The sequence below is a fragment of the Mesorhizobium sp. Root695 genome (genome assembly GCF_001428185.1).
In the GTDB taxonomy this organism is placed as follows: domain Bacteria; phylum Pseudomonadota; class Alphaproteobacteria; order Rhizobiales; family Rhizobiaceae; genus Mesorhizobium.
In genome coordinates, this window is the sequence record NZ_LMHO01000045.1 from 73,095 (window position 1) to 90,023 (window position 16,929).

Consider the following 16,929-nt stretch of genomic DNA (forward strand, 5'->3'; position numbering starts at 1 on the left):
GATCCTCGGCCGGAAATCGTCCTAGTGCGAGACCGGCAAGGTCCCCATATCGGGGTGAATTTCGGCGGCCATAAGGCCTTTGTCGCCGCGTCCGAAACGAACCAGCACGACCTGCCCAGGCCGAAGCTCGGTGATGCCGTAGCGGCGCAAGGTCTCCATGTGGACGAAGATGTCCTCGGTGCCTTCGCCGCGGGTGAGAAAACCAAACCCCTTGGTGCGGTTGAACCATTTCACCAAGGCTCGTTCGAGACCGCTCTCCGGCGTCACCGCGACATGGGTGCGCTGCTCCTGCATCTCGGCCGGATGGACCGCCGTGGTGACATCCATGGAGAGCACCCGAAAGGCCTGCAATCCGCGGTCGCCCTGCTTGACGAGACAGACCACGCGCGCGCCCTCCAAGGCCGTCTGAAAGCCGTCCCTTCGAAGACATGTCACATGGAGGAGGATGTCGCCCGAGATGCCGTCATCCGGGAGGATGAAACCATAACCCTTGGCCACATCGAACCACTTGATGGCGCCGGCTACTTCGAGCAGGTCAGCGGTGTCGCCGCCTTCGTCACGCTGCAAGGCGTCGCCAAGGGTTCCGTCCCGCCCCGTGAAAGAGGCCTTTTCCCCCATAAGAATGCCCCCTGTTTTCAAGAACACCGCAACTGATTCTTGACACCAGATTAACACTGCGGCTTCCGGTGTGTGCAAGACCTGCCGTGCCTTTTTTCACGGTTCATTGGGGCAATACCGGATTTGTTCTTTGCCGGCATTGCGCACTGCCGCATGATTGCCCTTTGACAGGGCCGACCCTATGTTGCACCGCAACGCAATTTATCGAGGAAATCACATGCGCTATCTGCACACCATGATCCGCGTCGCCGACATCGACGCCTCGCTTGATTTCTACTGCAACAAGCTCGGCCTCAAGGAAGTGCGACGCTACGAAAACGAACAAGGCCGCTTCACGCTGATCTTCCTCGCGGCCTCCGAAGACGAGCAAAGCGGCATCGCCGACAAGGCCCCGCTGGTCGAACTGACCTACAATTGGGATCCGGAAGACTACAAGGGCGGGCGCAATTTTGGCCACCTCGCCTATGAGGTCGACGATATCTACGCCACCTGCCAGCATCTGATGGACAATGGCGTCATCATCAACCGGCCACCGCGCGACGGCAACATGGCCTTCATCCGGTCGCCGGACGGCATCTCGATCGAGCTTTTGCAAAAAGGCCCGGCCAAGGCCAAGGCCGAACCGTGGGCCTCGATGGCGAACACCGGAAGCTGGTAAAGCAGCTCCGGGCGAAAAATCGCCGACAGCCTTTGGCATTCGGCAACAGCACGCCTATCTGTCGGACTGTCGGGCCGGCCTTGTGTCGGCGCACTGTCGTGCAATTGGGCGCCTGCCCTCCTGGAGAATCCGCTCATGCCGACCAGCCGAGCCGACGTCACCACCGAACGTGCCAGCCGCTACCTGCAGCAGCTGTGCAAGCACTGGGCGCACAAATTCGCGGTCGAGTTCGATCCCACCCACGGCACGATCGATCTCTCAATGGGCCGCATAGTTCTGGACGCATACGCGAGCGCCCTTCATGTCGTGGTGAGGACTGACGAGGGCGGATCGCTCCAGCGCCTGGAAAGCGTCGTCGCCGATCACATCAAGCGCTTTGCTTTCCGCGAAGAACTGACCTTCGAATGGAAACCCGCCCCGGCAGCCTAATTTAGGCGGCAACTTACTTCCCGCCGGCCTGAGCGGCCATCGCCAGCAGCGCCAGCACCGAGCGCCAGTTGCGCGCGGTGCCCGGCACTTTCAGGGTGCGCGGGATGAGCCCGGCAAACACCGATTTGCCCAGCCCGTCCGGCGCGCTGAGGTAGAGCACATCGCCCTTGATCTCGAATCGTTCGGGGCCGGTGCACTTTTCGGCCAGCGGCGCCACCTCATCGGCGGTCGGCTCGCGCTCCAGCACATAGGCATGGAGCTTCGTGTGATCCGCGGCAACTTCCGGATAGGGATTTTCGCTCACCAACCGCTCGAACCATGAGAGATCGCGCACCATGATGCGCGAATAAAATCCCCATTTCTTCTCGAAGGCTGCTTCGAGCTGTTTCGTCAGCGTCGCCGCGTCGCCCTTCTTCGCCCGGAACACGGCATTGCCGCTCTGCACATAGGTGGCGACATCGGAAAAGCCGAGATTCTCGAAGAACGACCGCAACTCCGCCATCTTGACGATGCGGTTGCCGCCGACATTGATGCCGGAAAACAGCGCGACGAAGATTTTTCCGGCACCGCTCATATGATGAACCCGGCCAATGTCTCGTTGTCGGTGATGTCCTGATACTGGACGCCCTCGGCCTCGAAATTCGCCTTGAGCAGGTCGAAATTGCGACGGTCCTTGGTTTCGATGCCGATCAGCACCGAACCGAAATTGCGAGCCGATTTCTTCAGATATTCGAAACGGGCGATGTCATCGTCTGGACCGAGCAATTCAAGGAAGTCGCGCAGCGCGCCCGGCCGCTGCGGAAAGCGGATGATGAAGTACTTTTTCAAACCTTCGAAGCGCAGCGCCCGTTCCTTGACGTCCGGCAGCCGCTCGAAATCGAAATTGCCGCCCGACACCACGGCGACGATGGTCTTGCCCCTGATCTCCTTCCTGGAGAAATCCTTGAGCGCATCAATCGCCAGCGCTCCAGCCGGCTCCAGCACGACGCCTTCGACGTTGAGCATCTCGATCATGGTGGCGCAAAGCCGGTTTTCCGGGATAAGCCGCACCATGTCGGCCGGAAAGTCCTTGAGATGCCGCAACGGCTCGCGGCCGATCTCTGCCACCGCAGCGCCATCGACGAAATTGTCGACCTTGGCGAGCTTGAGCCGTTTTCCCGCAGCGAGGCTCTCGCGCAGGCTCGGCGCGCCGGCCGGCTCGCAGAAGACGAAGCGCGCTTCCCGGCCCTGATCGGCGAAATAGTGGGTGACACCGGCGGCAAGCCCGCCCCCGCCCACTGGCAGCATGATGATATCAGGCATGCGGGCGCCCGGCATCTGGTCTGCGATCTCGTAGGCAACGGTTGCTTGGCCCTCGATGATGTCCTTGTGGTCAAAGGGCGGCACCATATGGGCGCCAGAGCTTTCGGTGAATTCGAAGGCAGCGCGATAGCAGTCATCGAAGAAATCGCCGACCAGCCTGATCTCGACGAAATCGCCGCCGAACAGCCTGGTCTTGTCGATCTTTTGCTGCGGCGTCGTCACCGGCATGAACACGACACCCTTCTTGCCGAAATGACGGCAGACGAAAGCAAAACCCTGCGCATGGTTGCCGGCGGACGCGCAGACGAACAGTTCGGCCTCGTTGCCCGCCGCGAGCGTCTTGCGGAAGAAGTTGAAGGCGCCGCGGATCTTGTAGGAACGCACCGGCGCCAGATCCTCGCGCTTGAGAAGAACCCGCGCGCCGGTTTTTTTCGACAGATAGTCGTTTTCCTGCAGCGGCGTTTCCGGGAAGATCTGGCGGATCGCGGCGGCCGCGGCAGCGACACGGGAAGAAAAACTGTTCATCGGAAAACCACCCCTCACCGCCTGTTGTTCGCGGACCTCTATATCCCGCCTATTGCATATCCGGCCCCGCGAAGCCATTGTCCGGCCGTTCATGCCCCCGTGCAACGGGCATTCACAGAATCCTTGCAAGCACTTGGAGGCGTTTGTTCATGCCCGTGGCATCGGTTGGCCTGAAATCCATGTCCTTGCCGGAATTCGGCGAGCCGACGGTCATGCCGCTCGTTGCTCGTAGCACCCACGAAATGCGCATCGAGGCGCTCATGGCAGCGGGCGCCGAGGCCGACTTCGATGCCTTCGCCATCTATGGCGACCGCGAGCATGCAGCCAATGTCGCCTACCTCTCAGGCTATGATCCGCGCTTCGAGGAAACGTTGCTGGTCATTGTTCCCGGCCGGCAGCCAAGGCTTCTCGTCGGCAATGAGGGTTGGGGCTATGCCGAGCTCTGCGACGGCCCGTACGAACGCGTCCTCTACCAGACCTTCTCGCTGCCGGCGCAGCCGCGCGACCGCTCGGATGCGCTGCCCCACATCCTCGCCGATTGCGGCCTGAAGCCCGGCCAGCGGATCGGCGCCATCGGCTGGAAGCCTTTCGGCCCCGGCGATGCCGGGTTCAACGAAACGACGCTCGACCTGCCGTCCTTCATCGCCGATACGCTGCGCACGCTTGTGGGCGACAAGGGCGCGGTTGTGAATGGCGCCAATCTGCTGATGAACCCCAGCGACGGCCTGCGCGCCATCAACGAGGCCGATCAACTGGCTGCCTTCGAGTTCGCCGCGACCTTCACCTCGCAGGGGCTGCGCAATGTCCTGCAGCGCATCGAGCCAGGCATGACCGAACTGCAGGCGGCCCGGCTGATGGGCATGAACGGCTTGCCGCATGGCTGTCACCCGATGCTGTCGGCGGGAAAGCGCGCAGCCTATGGCCTGCCGAGCCCGCGCCTCGATGTCATCAAGCGTGGCGACCCGATCACCATGGCCTATGGCATCCAGGGCGCGCTCAACGCCCGAGCCGGCTTCCTCGCCGAAGATGCATCCGAGCTCCCGCATGCCATTCGCGACTATGTCGGAAGGCTGGTCGCACCCTATTTTGCCGCCGTCGTCGATTGGTACGAGGCGATCGGCATAGGCACCACTGGTGGCACGCTGTGGAAAGTGGTGCATGACCGCATCGGCGACCCGTTCTTTGGCGTATCACTCAATCCCGGCCATCTGGTCCACATCGACGAATGGATGCATTCTCCGGTGTTTTCCGGCTCCCGCATCAGACTGAGATCGGGCATGGCGCTGCAGGTCGATATCATTCCGGCGACCGGCGGCGACTATTTCACCACCAACATCGAGGACGGGATCGCACTTGCCGACGAGAGGTTGCGTGAGGAGATCGCGGCGCGCCATCCCGAGGCCTGGAGCCGCATCGAGGCGCGGCGTGGCTTCATGACGGATGTGCTGGGCATCCGCCTCAAGCCGGAGGTGCTGCCCTTCTCCAACATTCCGGCATTCCTCCCGCCGTTTTGGCTTTCCCGCAACAGTGCGATGGCTGTAACCGGGCGCTGATCACATTTCGACTGGACACGACTTAGTTCTGCCGCACTCTGCCTGTCCGGGAGGTGTCGCGGGGGTAGACAGGCCTTTGGGCCAGAGTTGGAATTTCAGGCGTGCCTTTGAAGAAGATCTTTACCGTAGTCCTAGCCTTGTTCGTCGCCGGCTGTGCCGGCTCGCAAACACAGGAACTGCTGGGTAGCGCCATGATGTCCGCTCCGGTGACGGAGATCGCAGGCAATCACAGCATCTTCATCGCCACGACGCGCAAGAAATCCGACGATCCCAACAAGGTTTTCGACGGCGAACGCTCGGCCACGCTGAACTACGCCCGCGTCAATGTCACTGTTCCGGGATTGCACGAGACCGGCCAGATCGAGCGGCGCTCGCGCGGCAAGTCGGACGACCCGGCGAAATATTTCATGGCTTCGGAAGTCGTCGGCTACGACACCCAGCCGAAATTCTCCAGCGCGCTCAACGCCGACATCGCGGCGCGTGGCGGCCGCGTCATGGTCTTCGTGCATGGCTACAACACCGGCTTCGATGCCGCCGTCTATCGCCTGACCCAGATCGTCCATGATTCCGGTTATCCCGGCACGCCTGTGCTGTTTTCCTGGGCATCGGGCGCCAGGACCACCGACTATGTCTATGACAAGGAAAGCGCCAGTGCTGCCCGCGACCAGTTGGAGGTGACACTCAGGATGCTGGAGCAGTCGGGCGCTCGTCGCATCGACATCGTCGCGCATTCGCTCGGAACCTGGGTCACCATGGAAACGCTGCGCCAGATGGCCATCACCGGCGACCGCGATCTCGGCGGCAAGCTCGGCGACGTGGTGCTGGCCTCGCCCGACATCGATGTCGACGTGTTCAAGAGCCAGATGCGGCGCTACGGCAAGCCCGACAAGCCATTCATCCTGCTGTTGTCCGACGACGACCGGGCGCTGAGGCTCTCCGGCCTGATCGCCGGTTCGCGGCCGCGTGTCGGCGACTACAAGGATGCCGCCGATCTTGCCTCCTACGGCGTGACGGTCGTCGACCTCTCCAAGGTCAAGGGAAGCGACAGCTTCAACCATACGAAATTCGCCGACAATCCGACGCTGGTGAAGATGATCGGCCAGCGGTTGCGCGAGGATGACGGCTTTGCCAGCGACCGTGACGTGACGGATCGCATCGGCCTGCTTGGGCAATAGATGCGGTCCTGCGGTTTTCGCCGTGCCTGTTCACCATCGCGGCCGTACGAATTCACTTTGAACTGGACCGCGCCGGCCTCTGGCTTTATCGGAATAGCCAGCGACGTCATGCGTTTGACGTCCCCCTTTGCGGGAGCCCGCGTGTGACGGTGCGTTCGAAGAGCTACATCGTCGTTGCGTTCGCGCTCGCTGTCACCGGCTGCGCCGGCCGGAACACGCATGACCTGCTCAACAGGACGACGATCGCGGTGCCCGCTTCCGACATCGCGGCCACGCATGAGATTTTTGTTGCCACGACCCGCCAGAAGGCAACCAAGGATCCCCGACAGGTGTTCGACGGCGATCGCTCGCCGACCACCAGCTTTGCCCGTGTCGACGTCACCGTTCCCAAAAGCCATCAGGTCGGCGCCATCGAGCGGGCCAAGGGATCCGCAAACAGCAATCCGGCCAAGGACTTCACCGCCAAGGACGTCACCTTCTACGAAGGCGCGCCCCAATTCGCCAAGGCGGTCGGCGCCGACATCGCCATGCGCGGCGACCGAGCGCTGGTTTTCGTGCACGGCTTCAACAATGGCTTCGATGACGGCATCTACCGGCTGACCCAGATCGCCCACGACACCAAATACCCCGGCACGCCGGTGCTGTTCTCATGGGCTTCGAGCGGCAAGACCACCGGTTATATCTATGACAAGGAAAGCGCCAACGCGGCGCGTGACGACCTCGAAGCGACGCTCAGGATGCTGGCCAAAACGAAGGTCAAGAGCATCGACATCATCGCCCATTCGATGGGAACGTGGGTGACCATGGAGGCGCTGCGCCAACTGGCCATCACCGGCGATCGCGATCTCGGTGGCAAGCTCGGCTATGTCATCCTGGCCTCGCCCGACATCGATGTCGACGTCTTCAAGAAGCAGATGATCCGCTACGGCAAGCCCGACAAGCCGTTCGCCATCCTGCTCTCGGCGGACGACCGGGCTCTCAAGCTCTCCTCTCTGATCTCTGGCGACAAGCCGCGCGTCGGCGACTACGGCAACGCTGCCGACCTCGCCAGCTATGGCGTGTCGGTTGTTGATCTTTCCCAGGCCAAGGGCGGCGACCGTCTCAACCACGCCAAATTCGCCGACAACCCGTTCATGGTGCAATTGCTCGGCGACCGGCTGCGCGCGCCCGCCGGCCTGGCTTCGGACGAGACAGCGCCCGCACAACTCGACAATCTCGGCCAGGGCCTCGGCAAGGCTGTCGGCTCGGTTGCCGAGATCGTCATCACCACGCCGTTCAGGGTGCTGACTATCGCCACCGGCGGGTGACCAGCGAAACGCCGAGGGCTGATGTCAAACGAAGAGGTCGACCTTCTGGAAGGTCGTCACGTCGATCAGGCCGACATCGGAAATCCTGAGTTCGGGAATGACGACCAGCGCCAGCAGCGAATGCTGCATGTAGGCGTTGTTTAGCGAACAGCCCATCTTGCGCATCGCCTCGGTGAGGTTCTCGGCCTTGGCCGCGACGATTTCGGCCCGCTCGTCCGACATCAGCCCGGCGATCGGCATTTCGACCAGCGCCAACTCCTTGCCCTTGGAGAACAGCACGACGCCGCCGCCGACCTCGCCCAGCCGGTTGACCGCCAACGCCATGTCCTGCTTGTTGGTGCCGACGCAGATGATGTGGTGGGCATCATGCGCCACACTGGACGCCAGGGCGCAGTCGCCCATGTAGCCGAAGCCGGAGACGAAGGCGTTGGTGACGCCGCCCGTGCCTCGGTGGCGCTCGACCAGCGCGATCTGGCAGATGTCGTTGCGGCGGTCCATGGCGACCAGCCCGTCCTCGACCGGCAGATCGGCCTCCAGCGCGCGCGTCGGCGCCTGGTTCTCGATGACGCCGATGACGCGCACCCGCACTTCATTGGCGCCCTTGGGAGCGGCGATGTTGAAGTCGCCGCCCTTCAGCTTCTTGCCGAGCTTGACGGTGTTCTTCGCCGTCTTCGGGTAATCATAGGCCGGAATATCGATTTCGAGCTTGCCGCCCTTGGCCAGCCTGACGCCGCGCGCATAGACCTCGTCGATTGTCATTGCGGCGAGATCCGAGACGATCAGCAGGTCGGCCAGCCGCCCGGGCGCAATCGAACCGATCTCGCGCTCCAGTTTGAAATGCTGGGCGGTGTTGAGCGTCGCCATCTGGATCGCCGTCACCGGCTTCAACCCCTGTTGGATGGCGTGGCGCACCACGCGGTCCATATGGCCTTCCTGAACCAGCGTGCCGGAATGGCTGTCGTCGGTGCACAGGATGAAGTTGCGCGGATCGATGCCGCTCTCCGTCACCGCCTTGATCTGCGAGGCGACGTCGTACCAGGCCGAGCCAAGCCGCAGCATCGCCTTCATGCCCTGGCGTACGCGGGCGATGGCGTCCTCGGCGCGCGTACCCTCATGATCGTCCTCGGGGCCGCCGGCGACATAGCCATGGAACGGCAGCCCGAGGTCGCGCGAGGCATAGTGGCCACCGACCGTCTTGCCTGCCTTGACCGTCGCGGCGATCTCGCCCGACATCACCGGGTCGTTGGCGGCAACGCCGGGAAAATTCATCACTTCGCCCAGGCCGATAATGTTCGCCCAGGTCATCGCTTCCGCAACATCGGCGACCGTCAGCTCGGCGCCGGCATGTTCCAGTCCCGGCGCCGAGGGCACGCAGGACGGCATCTGCACATGCACGTTGATGGGCATGGCGACGGCTTCGTCATGCATCAGCCGCACGCCGGGCAGGCCCAGCACATTGGCGATCTCGTGCGGGTCGATGAACATCGAGGTCGTGCCGTGCGGAATGACGGCGCGGCAGAACTCGGTCACCGTCACCATGCCGCTCTCGACATGCATATGCGCGTCGCAGAGCCCCGGCACCAGATAGCGCCCGCCGGCATCGACCACCTTGGTGCCCTGGCCGATGGCATGGCTGGCATTCGGCCCGCAATAGGCGAAGCGCCCGCCGGCAATGGCGATGTCGGTGCCGGCGATGATCTCGCCCGAATGGACATTCACCCAGCGGCCGTTTCGCACGACCAGGTCAGCGGGTTTGCGCCCCATGGCGACATCGACCAGATGCGTCGCCATCTCGGTCCAGGGTTTGGGTTTTGCGGGCCCTGCGGGCTTGGCTTTCGTCATTGGCGATTCCTCGGTTGCGGCCAGTGTCGCAAATGTAGGCGGGTGCCGCCAGAGCCGTCGGTCCGACATCCGGCGGCAGGCCGGGCTTGTTGACTTATCCGGCTAAAACGCGATGCTGGTTGCGGACCGAGCCGCAAGAGGGAAACATGACCCGGTTTTGGAAAGCGTTCGCCGTCGTCATCTTGTTCGCGGCGTCAACCGCTTTTGCCGCCGCCGAGGAACGTTGGCAGACCTTGCCCGAGCCGGCGGCCATGCCCAAACCTGATCAGAGCGGATATGCGCCGGTGAACGGCATCCAGATGTACTATGCCGTTTTCGGCGCGGGCGAGCCGGTGCTGCTCATCCATGGCGGCCTCGGCCACGCCGACATCTGGGCCAGCCAGGTGGCCACGCTTTCCAAAACGCACAAGGTGATAGTCGCCGACAGCCGTGGCCACGGCCGCTCCACCCGCACCGAGCAGCCTTACGGCTACGACTTGATGGCGTCGGACTATCTGGCGCTGCTCGACCACCTGAAGATCGACAAGACCGCGCTTGTCGGCTGGAGCGATGGCGGCATTATCGGTATCGACATCGCGCTGCGTCATCCGGAGCGGCTGACAAGGCTCTTTGCGCAAGCCGCCAACGTAACCACCGATGGCCTCGATCCGGGTGTGATGATCAACAAGACCTTTGCCGCCTACATCGACCGCTCCGGCCGCGACTACAAGAAGATGTCAAAGACACCGGACCAGTATGACGCCTTCGTGGCGCAGATGAGCCATATGTGGGAGACCGAGCCGGCGTGGACCAAGGAACAACTCGCCAAGATAACCACGCCGACGGCGATCGTTGCCGGCGACCATGATGAGGTGATCAAGCGCGAACACACCGAATACATCGCCTCAGCCATCCCGGGCGCGAAGCTCATCATCCTGCCCAACGCCAGTCATTTCGCCATGCTGCAAGCGCCGGATGAATATAGCCAGGCGGCGCTGGACTTCATCGACGCCAAATAGGGGGGTCTGTGCGGCAACAGGAGGTTTGCGATTGTTGAACAATGGGATTCCGTTTTGAGGCTATTGCGGTTATCCTTCCTGCAAGGATCTTTCTGAATTGTCATTTCGGGGAGTTCGATGCATCGCCTGATGGTCGCAAGTGCCGGTTTCCTCGCCGCTCTGGCCGTGCCGGCTTTCGCAGCCGACCCGACGGTCGACGTGCCGATGACCGCGCCCGGCTTCGACTGGACGGGCTACTATGCTGGCCTGCAGGCCGGCTATGGCTGGGGCCGATCCGATATATCAGCGACAGAAGGCGCGCCGTTTTCAATCTCGCCCGACATTGACGGCGGCTTCGTCGGCGGCCATGTCGCCGGCCTGTGGCAGTTCGACCAGGCGGTGCTCGGCGCCGAGGCCGACCTCAACTATTCCTCGATCGACGGCACGATCGTATCTGGCCTGGGAAGCACATTCGGGACCGACATCAAGTGGTTTGGGTCCGTCAACGCCAAGGCCGGCTACGCCGTGGATCGCCTGCTGGTTTACGGCATTGGCGGCGTCGCGTTTGCCGGCATCGAAACGTCGCAAATCGCCGGATCGGCGTTCGCCACCACGCGCACAAATGTCGGCTTGACCGTGGGTGCCGGCGTCGACTATGCGCTGACCGACAAGTTCGTCGTCGGCGCGCAGTATCGCTACTATGATTTCGGCTCCGAGCACTACGACGTGGCGGAACCCTTCAACGATCGCGATCAGGACGTGAAGCTGAACACGGTCGGCATCAATTTGAGCTACAAGTTCTGAACCAGAACGTTGTTGTCACGCTGGAGGCCGGGACTCGGGGGAATTGGCGCGGCCAACGCCTTGGCGGATCCACCACACAAGCATCGTACCAGCGCGCCGAGCGCCGAGCGCCGATAATTCCGTGATCGCGCCAGTATCACCAAGCCGCCCGGTCTGTTTGCACGTTCGGCCAAGGCTCAAGAACACGACTTGACGGCCTGTGTCTGGCGTCTGAAAAGGGCTGGCTGCGGACGTGGCGGAATTGGTAGACGCAAGGGACTTAAAATCCCTCGATCTCTGATCGTACGGGTTCGATTCCCGTCGTCCGCACCACTGCTGTGCTTTGTGCCAGATTCAGCTTGAACCAGCCGGAAACGGCGTCATTCCAAGCGCAGCCATCAAATGTCAGGCGTCGCGACACCATGAACTGAAGGGGCAACGCCGGTATCCTGGTCACAGTCACGCCATACCGACAAGGGTTTGCGCGTGAGCATAGAGCTCGCGGGCGGCCCGCCGATATTCGATCTCCTCGCCGCTACAAACGACCATGAACTGCGCCGCGAACTCATGGGTGGTCGTGGCCGGGGTTGCGAGCATGGTTTCCACGATGCTGGACATGTCAGCATGCAAGCGAACCAGTTCATTGTCGGAAATGTCAAAGGAAATCGATTCCCTGAGCGCCTCCCAACGGCGAAAGCTTGCCAGGATCGGGCTTTCGTTCAGGTTTGCGGCAGAAGCCCTTTCCACTGCAGCGGCTCCTATTGCCGGAATGGATACGACCGCGCCGAGCATGGTGCGTCTGGTCGTTGCATGAAAAGTCATGTCCAAGTCCCTACGGTTGTAGCCGACTTTCTACGGTCGACAACCCGAAGCAGCATTGCTCTAAATCAAAATCATCGGCAGACGGGCCGAACCGAGGAACACACGCCATATGGCCGCGCGCCGCGTAACAAACGGCCCGGCACGCTCGCAGTCGGGGGACGTTGGGGTCGTGCCGGGCCGTTGCGGGTAGGCTTGGTGTGGGATCTTGCCCCGCACCGACCAGCGTATATGTGTATTAGATACAGCTCAATTACGACTGAAGTCCTGCCGGCTTCAGAGCAATTCCAGGAAAAGTGTGAAAACAAGGAGATAGAGCGGTTCGCCGTTTCCGTGAAACGGTGAGCTGCTCTAGCGGCCCAAGGGGTACCTGGAAAGCGAAACCAGCTCCAACTCATCAGTCACGCCGGCCATGTAGTTTGCGATGATCCGAGACGCGAGCGCATTGCGCGCATCAATCGATTGGCTGTTGAGCCTGAGTTGCTCAAAAACGCGCCCCAACAAGGCCAGTTCGGATGGATCAAAAATCCCGGCTTCCGTTGCTTTTCTCCGAATAGGCACGCGACCTCCCAACTCAATATATTTGAATGCCAAGGCGCTCACGCCTTCGCCACCTCACCACAGCTCGATAGCTGGCGTCATCTTCAGGTACTTGCAGGACGAAACGGTCGGGAATTGTGACGCCGGGGTCCACCCGCAATTCCGCACCATGAGCGTGTTGATTTCTAACAGAGCAACCGATCTTCGCATCGTCCGTGATGATGGTCGCATCCTTCAGGACAATCCCACGAGCGTGAGAGCGTCGCTCCATTGGCGGATCAATGGGGGTCATGGTGTTATTCTTCCCGTAAAATCCAGCAGTGAACGTTTGACGAACTTCAAACGCATCCTGACTCGCAAAACCACGATTCAATTTAGCTATCACTAAAATGGTTCCCAAAACGCAAAGCCGATTGCCCGCCTCGGCTTGTTTTGCCCTGGAGAAGCGCCCTCGCTCCGTGGCCTGCTTTGATGGCACTTATTTTCCAGCGCTCCGATGCAGGCAAGGCGCCGGCTAGCTGCCGAGGGTCAAGCAAGCGATCGGGTTCAGCTTCAGATGCTGGATCAGGATGATGGTCTTGGCATCGATGATACGACCGTCGGCAATGCCGGCCAGCGCTTCGTCGAGCGGCATCTCCAGCACCTCGATGTCCTCGCCCTCTTCCGGCGCGCCACCGCCGGCCGAGATGCGATCGGCGGCCGAATAGCGGGCGATGAAGAACCAGAGCCGCTCGGTGACGCTGCCCGGGCTCATATAGGGCGAAAACAGCCGCTCGACGTTCTGCAGCCGGTAGCCGAGCTCTTCCTCCGCCTCCTTGCGGATGCAAGTTTCCGGATCGTTTTCGTCGAGCAGCCCCGCACAGGCCTCGATCAGCGGCTCGCGGTGGCCGGTGACGTAGGCGGGATAGCGGAACTGGCGCACCAGAAGCACGGTCGAACGCGAGGGATCGTAAGGCAGGATCACCGCGCCGTCGCCGCGATCATAGGTCTGGCGCACCTGCGTCTCCCACTCTCCGTCACGCCGGCGATAGTCGAGGACGGTCTTCTTCAGGACGGCCCAGTCGTCGGAGAGTATCTCTTCCGAACGGATGCGAATGCGATCTTCCATCGTGGTCTCCATGCCACCCGGCCGAGGCGTAGCCGCGAACCGGCATTTGCGCAATGCAGGCAATTGGTCCAAAAAACCCTTCACCGTCTCGTGTGTGGCGCGCTTCCGATCCACTACCTAGATAAAGGCTTACCTCTCCCGGAGCCCCATTTCATGACAACATCGCTTTTCCAGCCGATCACCCTCGACGGCCTCACCTTCCCCAACCGCATAGCGGTCGCGCCGATGTGCCAATATTCGGCCGAAGACGGCTCGGCCAGCGACTGGCACCTCTATCACTGGATGAACCTTGCCATGTCAGGCGCCGGCATGGTCACGGTCGAGATGACTGATGTCGAGCGGCGCGGGCGCATCACGCATGGCTGCCTCGGCCTCTATTCCGAAGACAATGAGGCCGCTGCCCGTCGGACGCTCGATGCGGCAAGACGCGTCGCCGCACCCGGCACGAAATTCGGCTCCCAGCTTGCCCATGCCGGCCGCAAGGCCTCGAACCGCAAGCCGTGGGAGGGCGGCGGACCGCTGCAGCCAAACGAGGATCCCTGGCAGACCGTGTCGGCCTCGGCCATCGCCTACGACACCGGCTGGAACGTACCACACGCGCTGGAGGACGAGGAGATCCTGCAGCTCATCGAACGCTTTGCCGAGGCGGCAAGGCGGGCCGAACGCGCCGGCTTCGATTTCCTCGAACTGCATGCCGCACACGGCTATCTGATCTTCCAGTTCCTGTCGCCATTGTCCAACCAGCGCACGGACCGTTGGGGTGGCTCGCTGGAAAACCGCATGCGTCTTGTCGTCGAGATCGCCAAGGCGGTGCGGAAGGCAACGCCAAGGCTGATGCTCGGCGCGCGGCTGTCGGTGAAGGATTGGGTCGATGGCGGCTTCGACGTCGAGGACGCGATCGAAGTCGCGAAAGCACTCAAGGCCGTAGGCGTCGCCTATCTCTGCTGCTCGAGCGGCGGCAATTCACCGTTGCAGAAATTGCCCACCGGTCCGGGCTACCAGGTGCATTTGGCGGAAGCCGTGCGCAAGGGTGCCGATATTCCGACCCGTGCGGTCGGCCTGATCGACGACCCGAAGCAGGCCGAAGCGATCCTCACTGAGGGCCGCGCCGACATGGTGGCGCTGGCGCGCGCCTTCCTGGCCGATCCGCGCTGGGGGTGGCGAGCGGCGGCGACGTTCAGCGAGACAATCCACCCGGCGCCGCAGCTTGCCCGTTCGGTGACCACGATGCAGCACTGGATGAAGGCGGCGGGCTGATCGGCGCGTTCTCCGCATACCGGCGCAGTGCTGCCTTCTCGCCTGGATAGTTTGCCACGGCTTCGCTTCAACTCTGTCCGCAACCTGTTACGTTGGGTGAGGCTGCGGCGGGCGCGGCCGGGCTTGGGAGGAAACCATGTCGTTCAGGGCATTCTTGCCGGTTGCAGCGCTGACCGTTGTGGCCGGACTTTGGGTAGGCACATCGACGCCGGCCGGCGCGCAATATTGCGAGGGCACGGTGCACGGCCTGTCCGGCCGCTACAATCCGGCGACCGGCAGCGGCTTTCTTGCAGTGCGGACACGGCCGAACTCGTCGTCGCGAATGATCGGGCAGTTGTTCAACGGCGATCGTACCGAGATCTTCGACCGACGCGGCAACTGGTATCAGGTCGAAATCGGCGGCCGGACCGGCTGGGCAAACGCACGCTGGCTGCGTAACGATTGCGGCTACTGAGACGCCCGTGCATGTCGCCCAAAAGTGGATCCGGTTTTGGGATAACGACATGCATCAAGCAAAGCCTAAGGCGCGTCCCAAACGCGACGCGACTTTTGGGCGCAGGCTGAAGGCCATGGTTGCAACCAAATTGGCTGCTTTGCGTTGCGGCCATGATGGACAACAAACCTTTTGAAGTGCCGGTCGTCGTCGAACTTGGCCACGTCGGCAAATATCGCCATATCCGCAGCGCCCAGGAGGCGGCGGAGTGCCTGATGACCGTGTGGCCGCTCAATCGCGGCCCGCGCCATCGTGATGCCCTCGACACTTGCCTCAAAGTACTGGAAGGTTATCGTTCGACCGCAGATGCGCGCCGGGCACTGATTGAAGCCGCCAAGGAATCGGAAGTGCTGGTGCCCGACGACAGACTGCCCGACGACCGGCTGCATTGAGCAGACCGACCTTTCAACTGGAGGTTTTCATGGCGAAGCTGACTTACAAGATCGTCGAGCATGACGGCGGCTGGGCCTACAAGGTCGGAGAGACCTTCTCGGAGACGTTTCCCAGCCACCAGGACGCCTTGCGCGCCGCCGAAATCGCCTCGGCCGAGCAGCAGGTCGCCGGAGCCACGGACGGCATCCAGTACGAGGACTCCGAAGGCAAATGGCATGAAGAACTGGCCGATGGCCGGGATCGGCCGCAGACAGAGATTTCCGACTGACCCTTCTTCAGGGAGCCGACCGCGGACGCCCGGAGAGAAGGACGTCTCGCGGCGGCAGAAGCCTGCGCTGACTATTTGCCGCAGTACTGGTCGTTGACGTTCCCCTGAGCATTCGCATCGGGACCGGCGGTGTTGGAGGCGCAGGGTCCGACCGCGCCACTATTGCCGAGGGTGTTCAGCCCGGAGGTGTCGCCATTGATGCTACCGGTCGTGGTAGTGTCCACGGACGATGAGGCCGCATTGCCGAAAAGCCAGTTGTGATGGATCCAATCTTGATGATTGCCGTCCGACGACTGCGCCATCGCCGATGTGGCGAGACCGATCGTCAGAATGGATGCTGCGAGAAGTTTCCTGTACATTGAATTACTCCGTGTCTTGGCCGCCTTGGGTGCGACACGGATAAAACCCGCCAATAAGCCGAATGGTTCATTGAAATTGTTGTGAAGCCGGGTTGATGTCGGATCGGAAAGCACGGGCCGCAACGCGCTGGATGAACGCAATGACCCGTTCCGGCTCGTTGAATTGCGGCATGTGTCCGAGGCCGTCGACAGATTCGAAATCGAGCCTTTCGATCTTGTTCTGCATGGGCTCGCCGTGCGTGCGGATATCGATAACGCGATCAGCCGTTCCGAAAAGAATGCCGGCCGGCATGGCGATCTCGCCATAGCGACCCTCGATGCGGCCGAGATCTTGTTCGACTGCCACGACATCGGAGGACGTGGCGTAGAAGTGGGCTGGCCTCAGCCCTAGCCATCCACCTCCGTCGACCATGTAGTCGGCAGGAAAAGCCTGCGGCGCGAAGACGAATTCCATTGTCGGCCGCGCATATCTGAGGCTCGTCGGTATCGCCAGGGTATAGCTCATGATCCGGCGCCATAGGCG

21 protein-coding genes and 1 tRNA gene are annotated in these 16,929 nt (G+C 62.0%); 12 read left to right on the plus strand and 10 right to left on the minus strand.

Translation table 11 applies throughout. The annotated features are described in order from the left end of the window. Positions 1-21 precede the first annotated feature (21 nt). Complete coding sequence (locus tag ASD99_RS29475) at positions 22-618, minus strand: cold-shock protein (RefSeq protein WP_056584385.1); 597 nt, start codon at positions 616-618, stop codon at positions 22-24. Between the two features lie 217 nt (positions 619-835). Here ASD99_RS29475 and ASD99_RS29480 point away from each other — a divergent pair, with 217 nt between their 5' ends. Then, positions 836-1,276, plus strand: coding sequence for a VOC family protein (locus ASD99_RS29480; RefSeq protein WP_056584381.1), 441 nt, complete (start codon positions 836-838; stop codon positions 1,274-1,276). Positions 1,277-1,411: 135 nt separating this feature from the next. Next, a complete protein-coding gene (locus ASD99_RS29485; protein WP_057145787.1) occupies positions 1,412-1,705 on the plus strand; it encodes a DUF2218 domain-containing protein in 294 nt (97 codons plus the stop codon). Positions 1,706-1,718: 13 nt separating this feature from the next. Here ASD99_RS29485 and ASD99_RS29490 read toward each other — a convergent pair whose 3' ends face one another. Together ASD99_RS29490 and ilvA are read right to left on the minus strand one after the other, a co-directional pair. Continuing rightward, a complete protein-coding gene (locus ASD99_RS29490) occupies positions 1,719-2,279 on the minus strand; it encodes a DUF1697 domain-containing protein (protein ID WP_057145788.1) in 561 nt (186 codons plus the stop codon). Beyond that, the gene (gene ilvA, locus ASD99_RS29495) at positions 2,276-3,532 is read right to left on the minus strand and encodes a threonine ammonia-lyase IlvA (protein WP_057145789.1); all 1,257 of its coding nucleotides are present in this window, start codon (positions 3,530-3,532) and stop codon (positions 2,276-2,278) included. The genes ASD99_RS29490 and ilvA overlap by 4 nt, the downstream gene beginning before the upstream one ends. 149 nt (positions 3,533-3,681) lie before the next feature. Between ilvA and ASD99_RS29500 the strand changes: the two genes are divergently transcribed. The 3 genes from ASD99_RS29500 (at position 3,682) to ASD99_RS29510 (ending at position 7,567) form a co-directional block, all read left to right on the plus strand. Beyond that, positions 3,682-5,085, plus strand: a complete 1,404-nt coding sequence (locus ASD99_RS29500; RefSeq protein ID WP_057145879.1) for a M24 family metallopeptidase — start codon at positions 3,682-3,684, stop codon at positions 5,083-5,085. Positions 5,086-5,186: 101 nt separating this feature from the next. Continuing rightward, on the plus strand, positions 5,187-6,260 hold the full coding sequence (locus ASD99_RS29505; RefSeq protein ID WP_056584365.1) for an alpha/beta hydrolase: 1,074 nt from the start codon (positions 5,187-5,189) through the stop codon (positions 6,258-6,260). 143 nt (positions 6,261-6,403) lie between these two features. After that, the gene (locus ASD99_RS29510) at positions 6,404-7,567 is read left to right on the plus strand and encodes an alpha/beta hydrolase (protein WP_056584362.1); all 1,164 of its coding nucleotides are present in this window, start codon (positions 6,404-6,406) and stop codon (positions 7,565-7,567) included. A gap of 24 nt (positions 7,568-7,591) precedes the next feature. On the opposite strand, the gene ade is transcribed toward ASD99_RS29510, so the two are convergent. Next, positions 7,592-9,409 carry an adenine deaminase gene (gene ade, locus ASD99_RS29515; RefSeq protein ID WP_057145790.1) on the minus strand — a complete coding sequence of 606 codons (1,818 nt, stop codon included), beginning with the start codon at positions 9,407-9,409 and terminating at the stop codon, positions 7,592-7,594. Between the two features lie 146 nt (positions 9,410-9,555). On the opposite strand from ade, the gene ASD99_RS29520 reads away from it, so the two are divergent. From ASD99_RS29520 to ASD99_RS29530, 3 genes are all read left to right on the plus strand, one after another. After that, positions 9,556-10,407, plus strand: a complete 852-nt coding sequence (locus ASD99_RS29520) for an alpha/beta fold hydrolase (RefSeq protein ID WP_056584356.1) — start codon at positions 9,556-9,558, stop codon at positions 10,405-10,407. Between the two features lie 117 nt (positions 10,408-10,524). Further along, a complete protein-coding gene (locus tag ASD99_RS29525; RefSeq protein WP_057145791.1) occupies positions 10,525-11,190 on the plus strand; it encodes an outer membrane protein in 666 nt (221 codons plus the stop codon). 226 nt (positions 11,191-11,416) lie between these two features. Continuing rightward, positions 11,417-11,502, plus strand: a tRNA-Leu gene (locus ASD99_RS29530). A gap of 126 nt (positions 11,503-11,628) precedes the next feature. Here the strand turns inward: ASD99_RS29530 and ASD99_RS29535 are convergent. The 4 genes from ASD99_RS29535 to ASD99_RS29545 all read right to left on the minus strand — a co-directional run bounded on the left by ASD99_RS29535 (position 11,629) and on the right by ASD99_RS29545 (position 13,636). Next, on the minus strand, positions 11,629-11,961 hold the full coding sequence (locus tag ASD99_RS29535) for a hypothetical protein (protein WP_057145792.1): 333 nt from the start codon (positions 11,959-11,961) through the stop codon (positions 11,629-11,631). A 378-nt stretch (positions 11,962-12,339) separates the two neighbouring features. Beyond that, positions 12,340-12,549 (minus strand): hypothetical protein, encoded by a 210-nt coding sequence (locus ASD99_RS29540; RefSeq protein WP_057145880.1) that lies wholly within the window; start codon positions 12,547-12,549, stop codon positions 12,340-12,342. A gap of 13 nt (positions 12,550-12,562) precedes the next feature. After that, entirely contained in the window at positions 12,563-13,006 is a 444-nt protein-coding gene (locus ASD99_RS35380; protein WP_320410789.1) for a hypothetical protein, read from the minus strand. Between the two features lie 36 nt (positions 13,007-13,042). Beyond that, positions 13,043-13,636: an NUDIX domain-containing protein gene (locus ASD99_RS29545; RefSeq protein WP_057145881.1), complete on the minus strand. Its 594-nt coding sequence runs from the start codon at positions 13,634-13,636 to the stop codon at positions 13,043-13,045. Between the two features lie 153 nt (positions 13,637-13,789). Between ASD99_RS29545 and ASD99_RS29550 the strand changes: the two genes are divergently transcribed. The 4 genes from ASD99_RS29550 (at position 13,790) to ASD99_RS29565 (ending at position 16,047) form a co-directional block, all read left to right on the plus strand. Beyond that, the gene (locus ASD99_RS29550; RefSeq protein ID WP_056584342.1) at positions 13,790-14,893 is read left to right on the plus strand and encodes an NADH:flavin oxidoreductase/NADH oxidase; all 1,104 of its coding nucleotides are present in this window, start codon (positions 13,790-13,792) and stop codon (positions 14,891-14,893) included. Between the two features lie 136 nt (positions 14,894-15,029). Beyond that, on the plus strand, positions 15,030-15,347 hold the full coding sequence (locus tag ASD99_RS29555) for an SH3 domain-containing protein (protein WP_057145793.1): 318 nt from the start codon (positions 15,030-15,032) through the stop codon (positions 15,345-15,347). 152 nt (positions 15,348-15,499) lie between these two features. After that, on the plus strand, positions 15,500-15,778 hold the full coding sequence (locus ASD99_RS29560) for a DUF982 domain-containing protein (protein WP_013532012.1): 279 nt from the start codon (positions 15,500-15,502) through the stop codon (positions 15,776-15,778). Between the two features lie 29 nt (positions 15,779-15,807). Next, entirely contained in the window at positions 15,808-16,047 is a 240-nt protein-coding gene (locus ASD99_RS29565) for a hypothetical protein (protein ID WP_057145794.1), read from the plus strand. Between the two features lie 71 nt (positions 16,048-16,118). Here ASD99_RS29565 and ASD99_RS29570 read toward each other — a convergent pair whose 3' ends face one another. Continuing rightward, on the minus strand, positions 16,119-16,406 hold the full coding sequence (locus ASD99_RS29570) for a hypothetical protein (protein ID WP_057145795.1): 288 nt from the start codon (positions 16,404-16,406) through the stop codon (positions 16,119-16,121). 67 nt (positions 16,407-16,473) lie between these two features. Beyond that, entirely contained in the window at positions 16,474-16,911 is a 438-nt protein-coding gene (locus ASD99_RS35035) for an alpha/beta fold hydrolase (protein ID WP_244497939.1), read from the minus strand. Positions 16,912-16,929 lie beyond the last annotated feature (18 nt).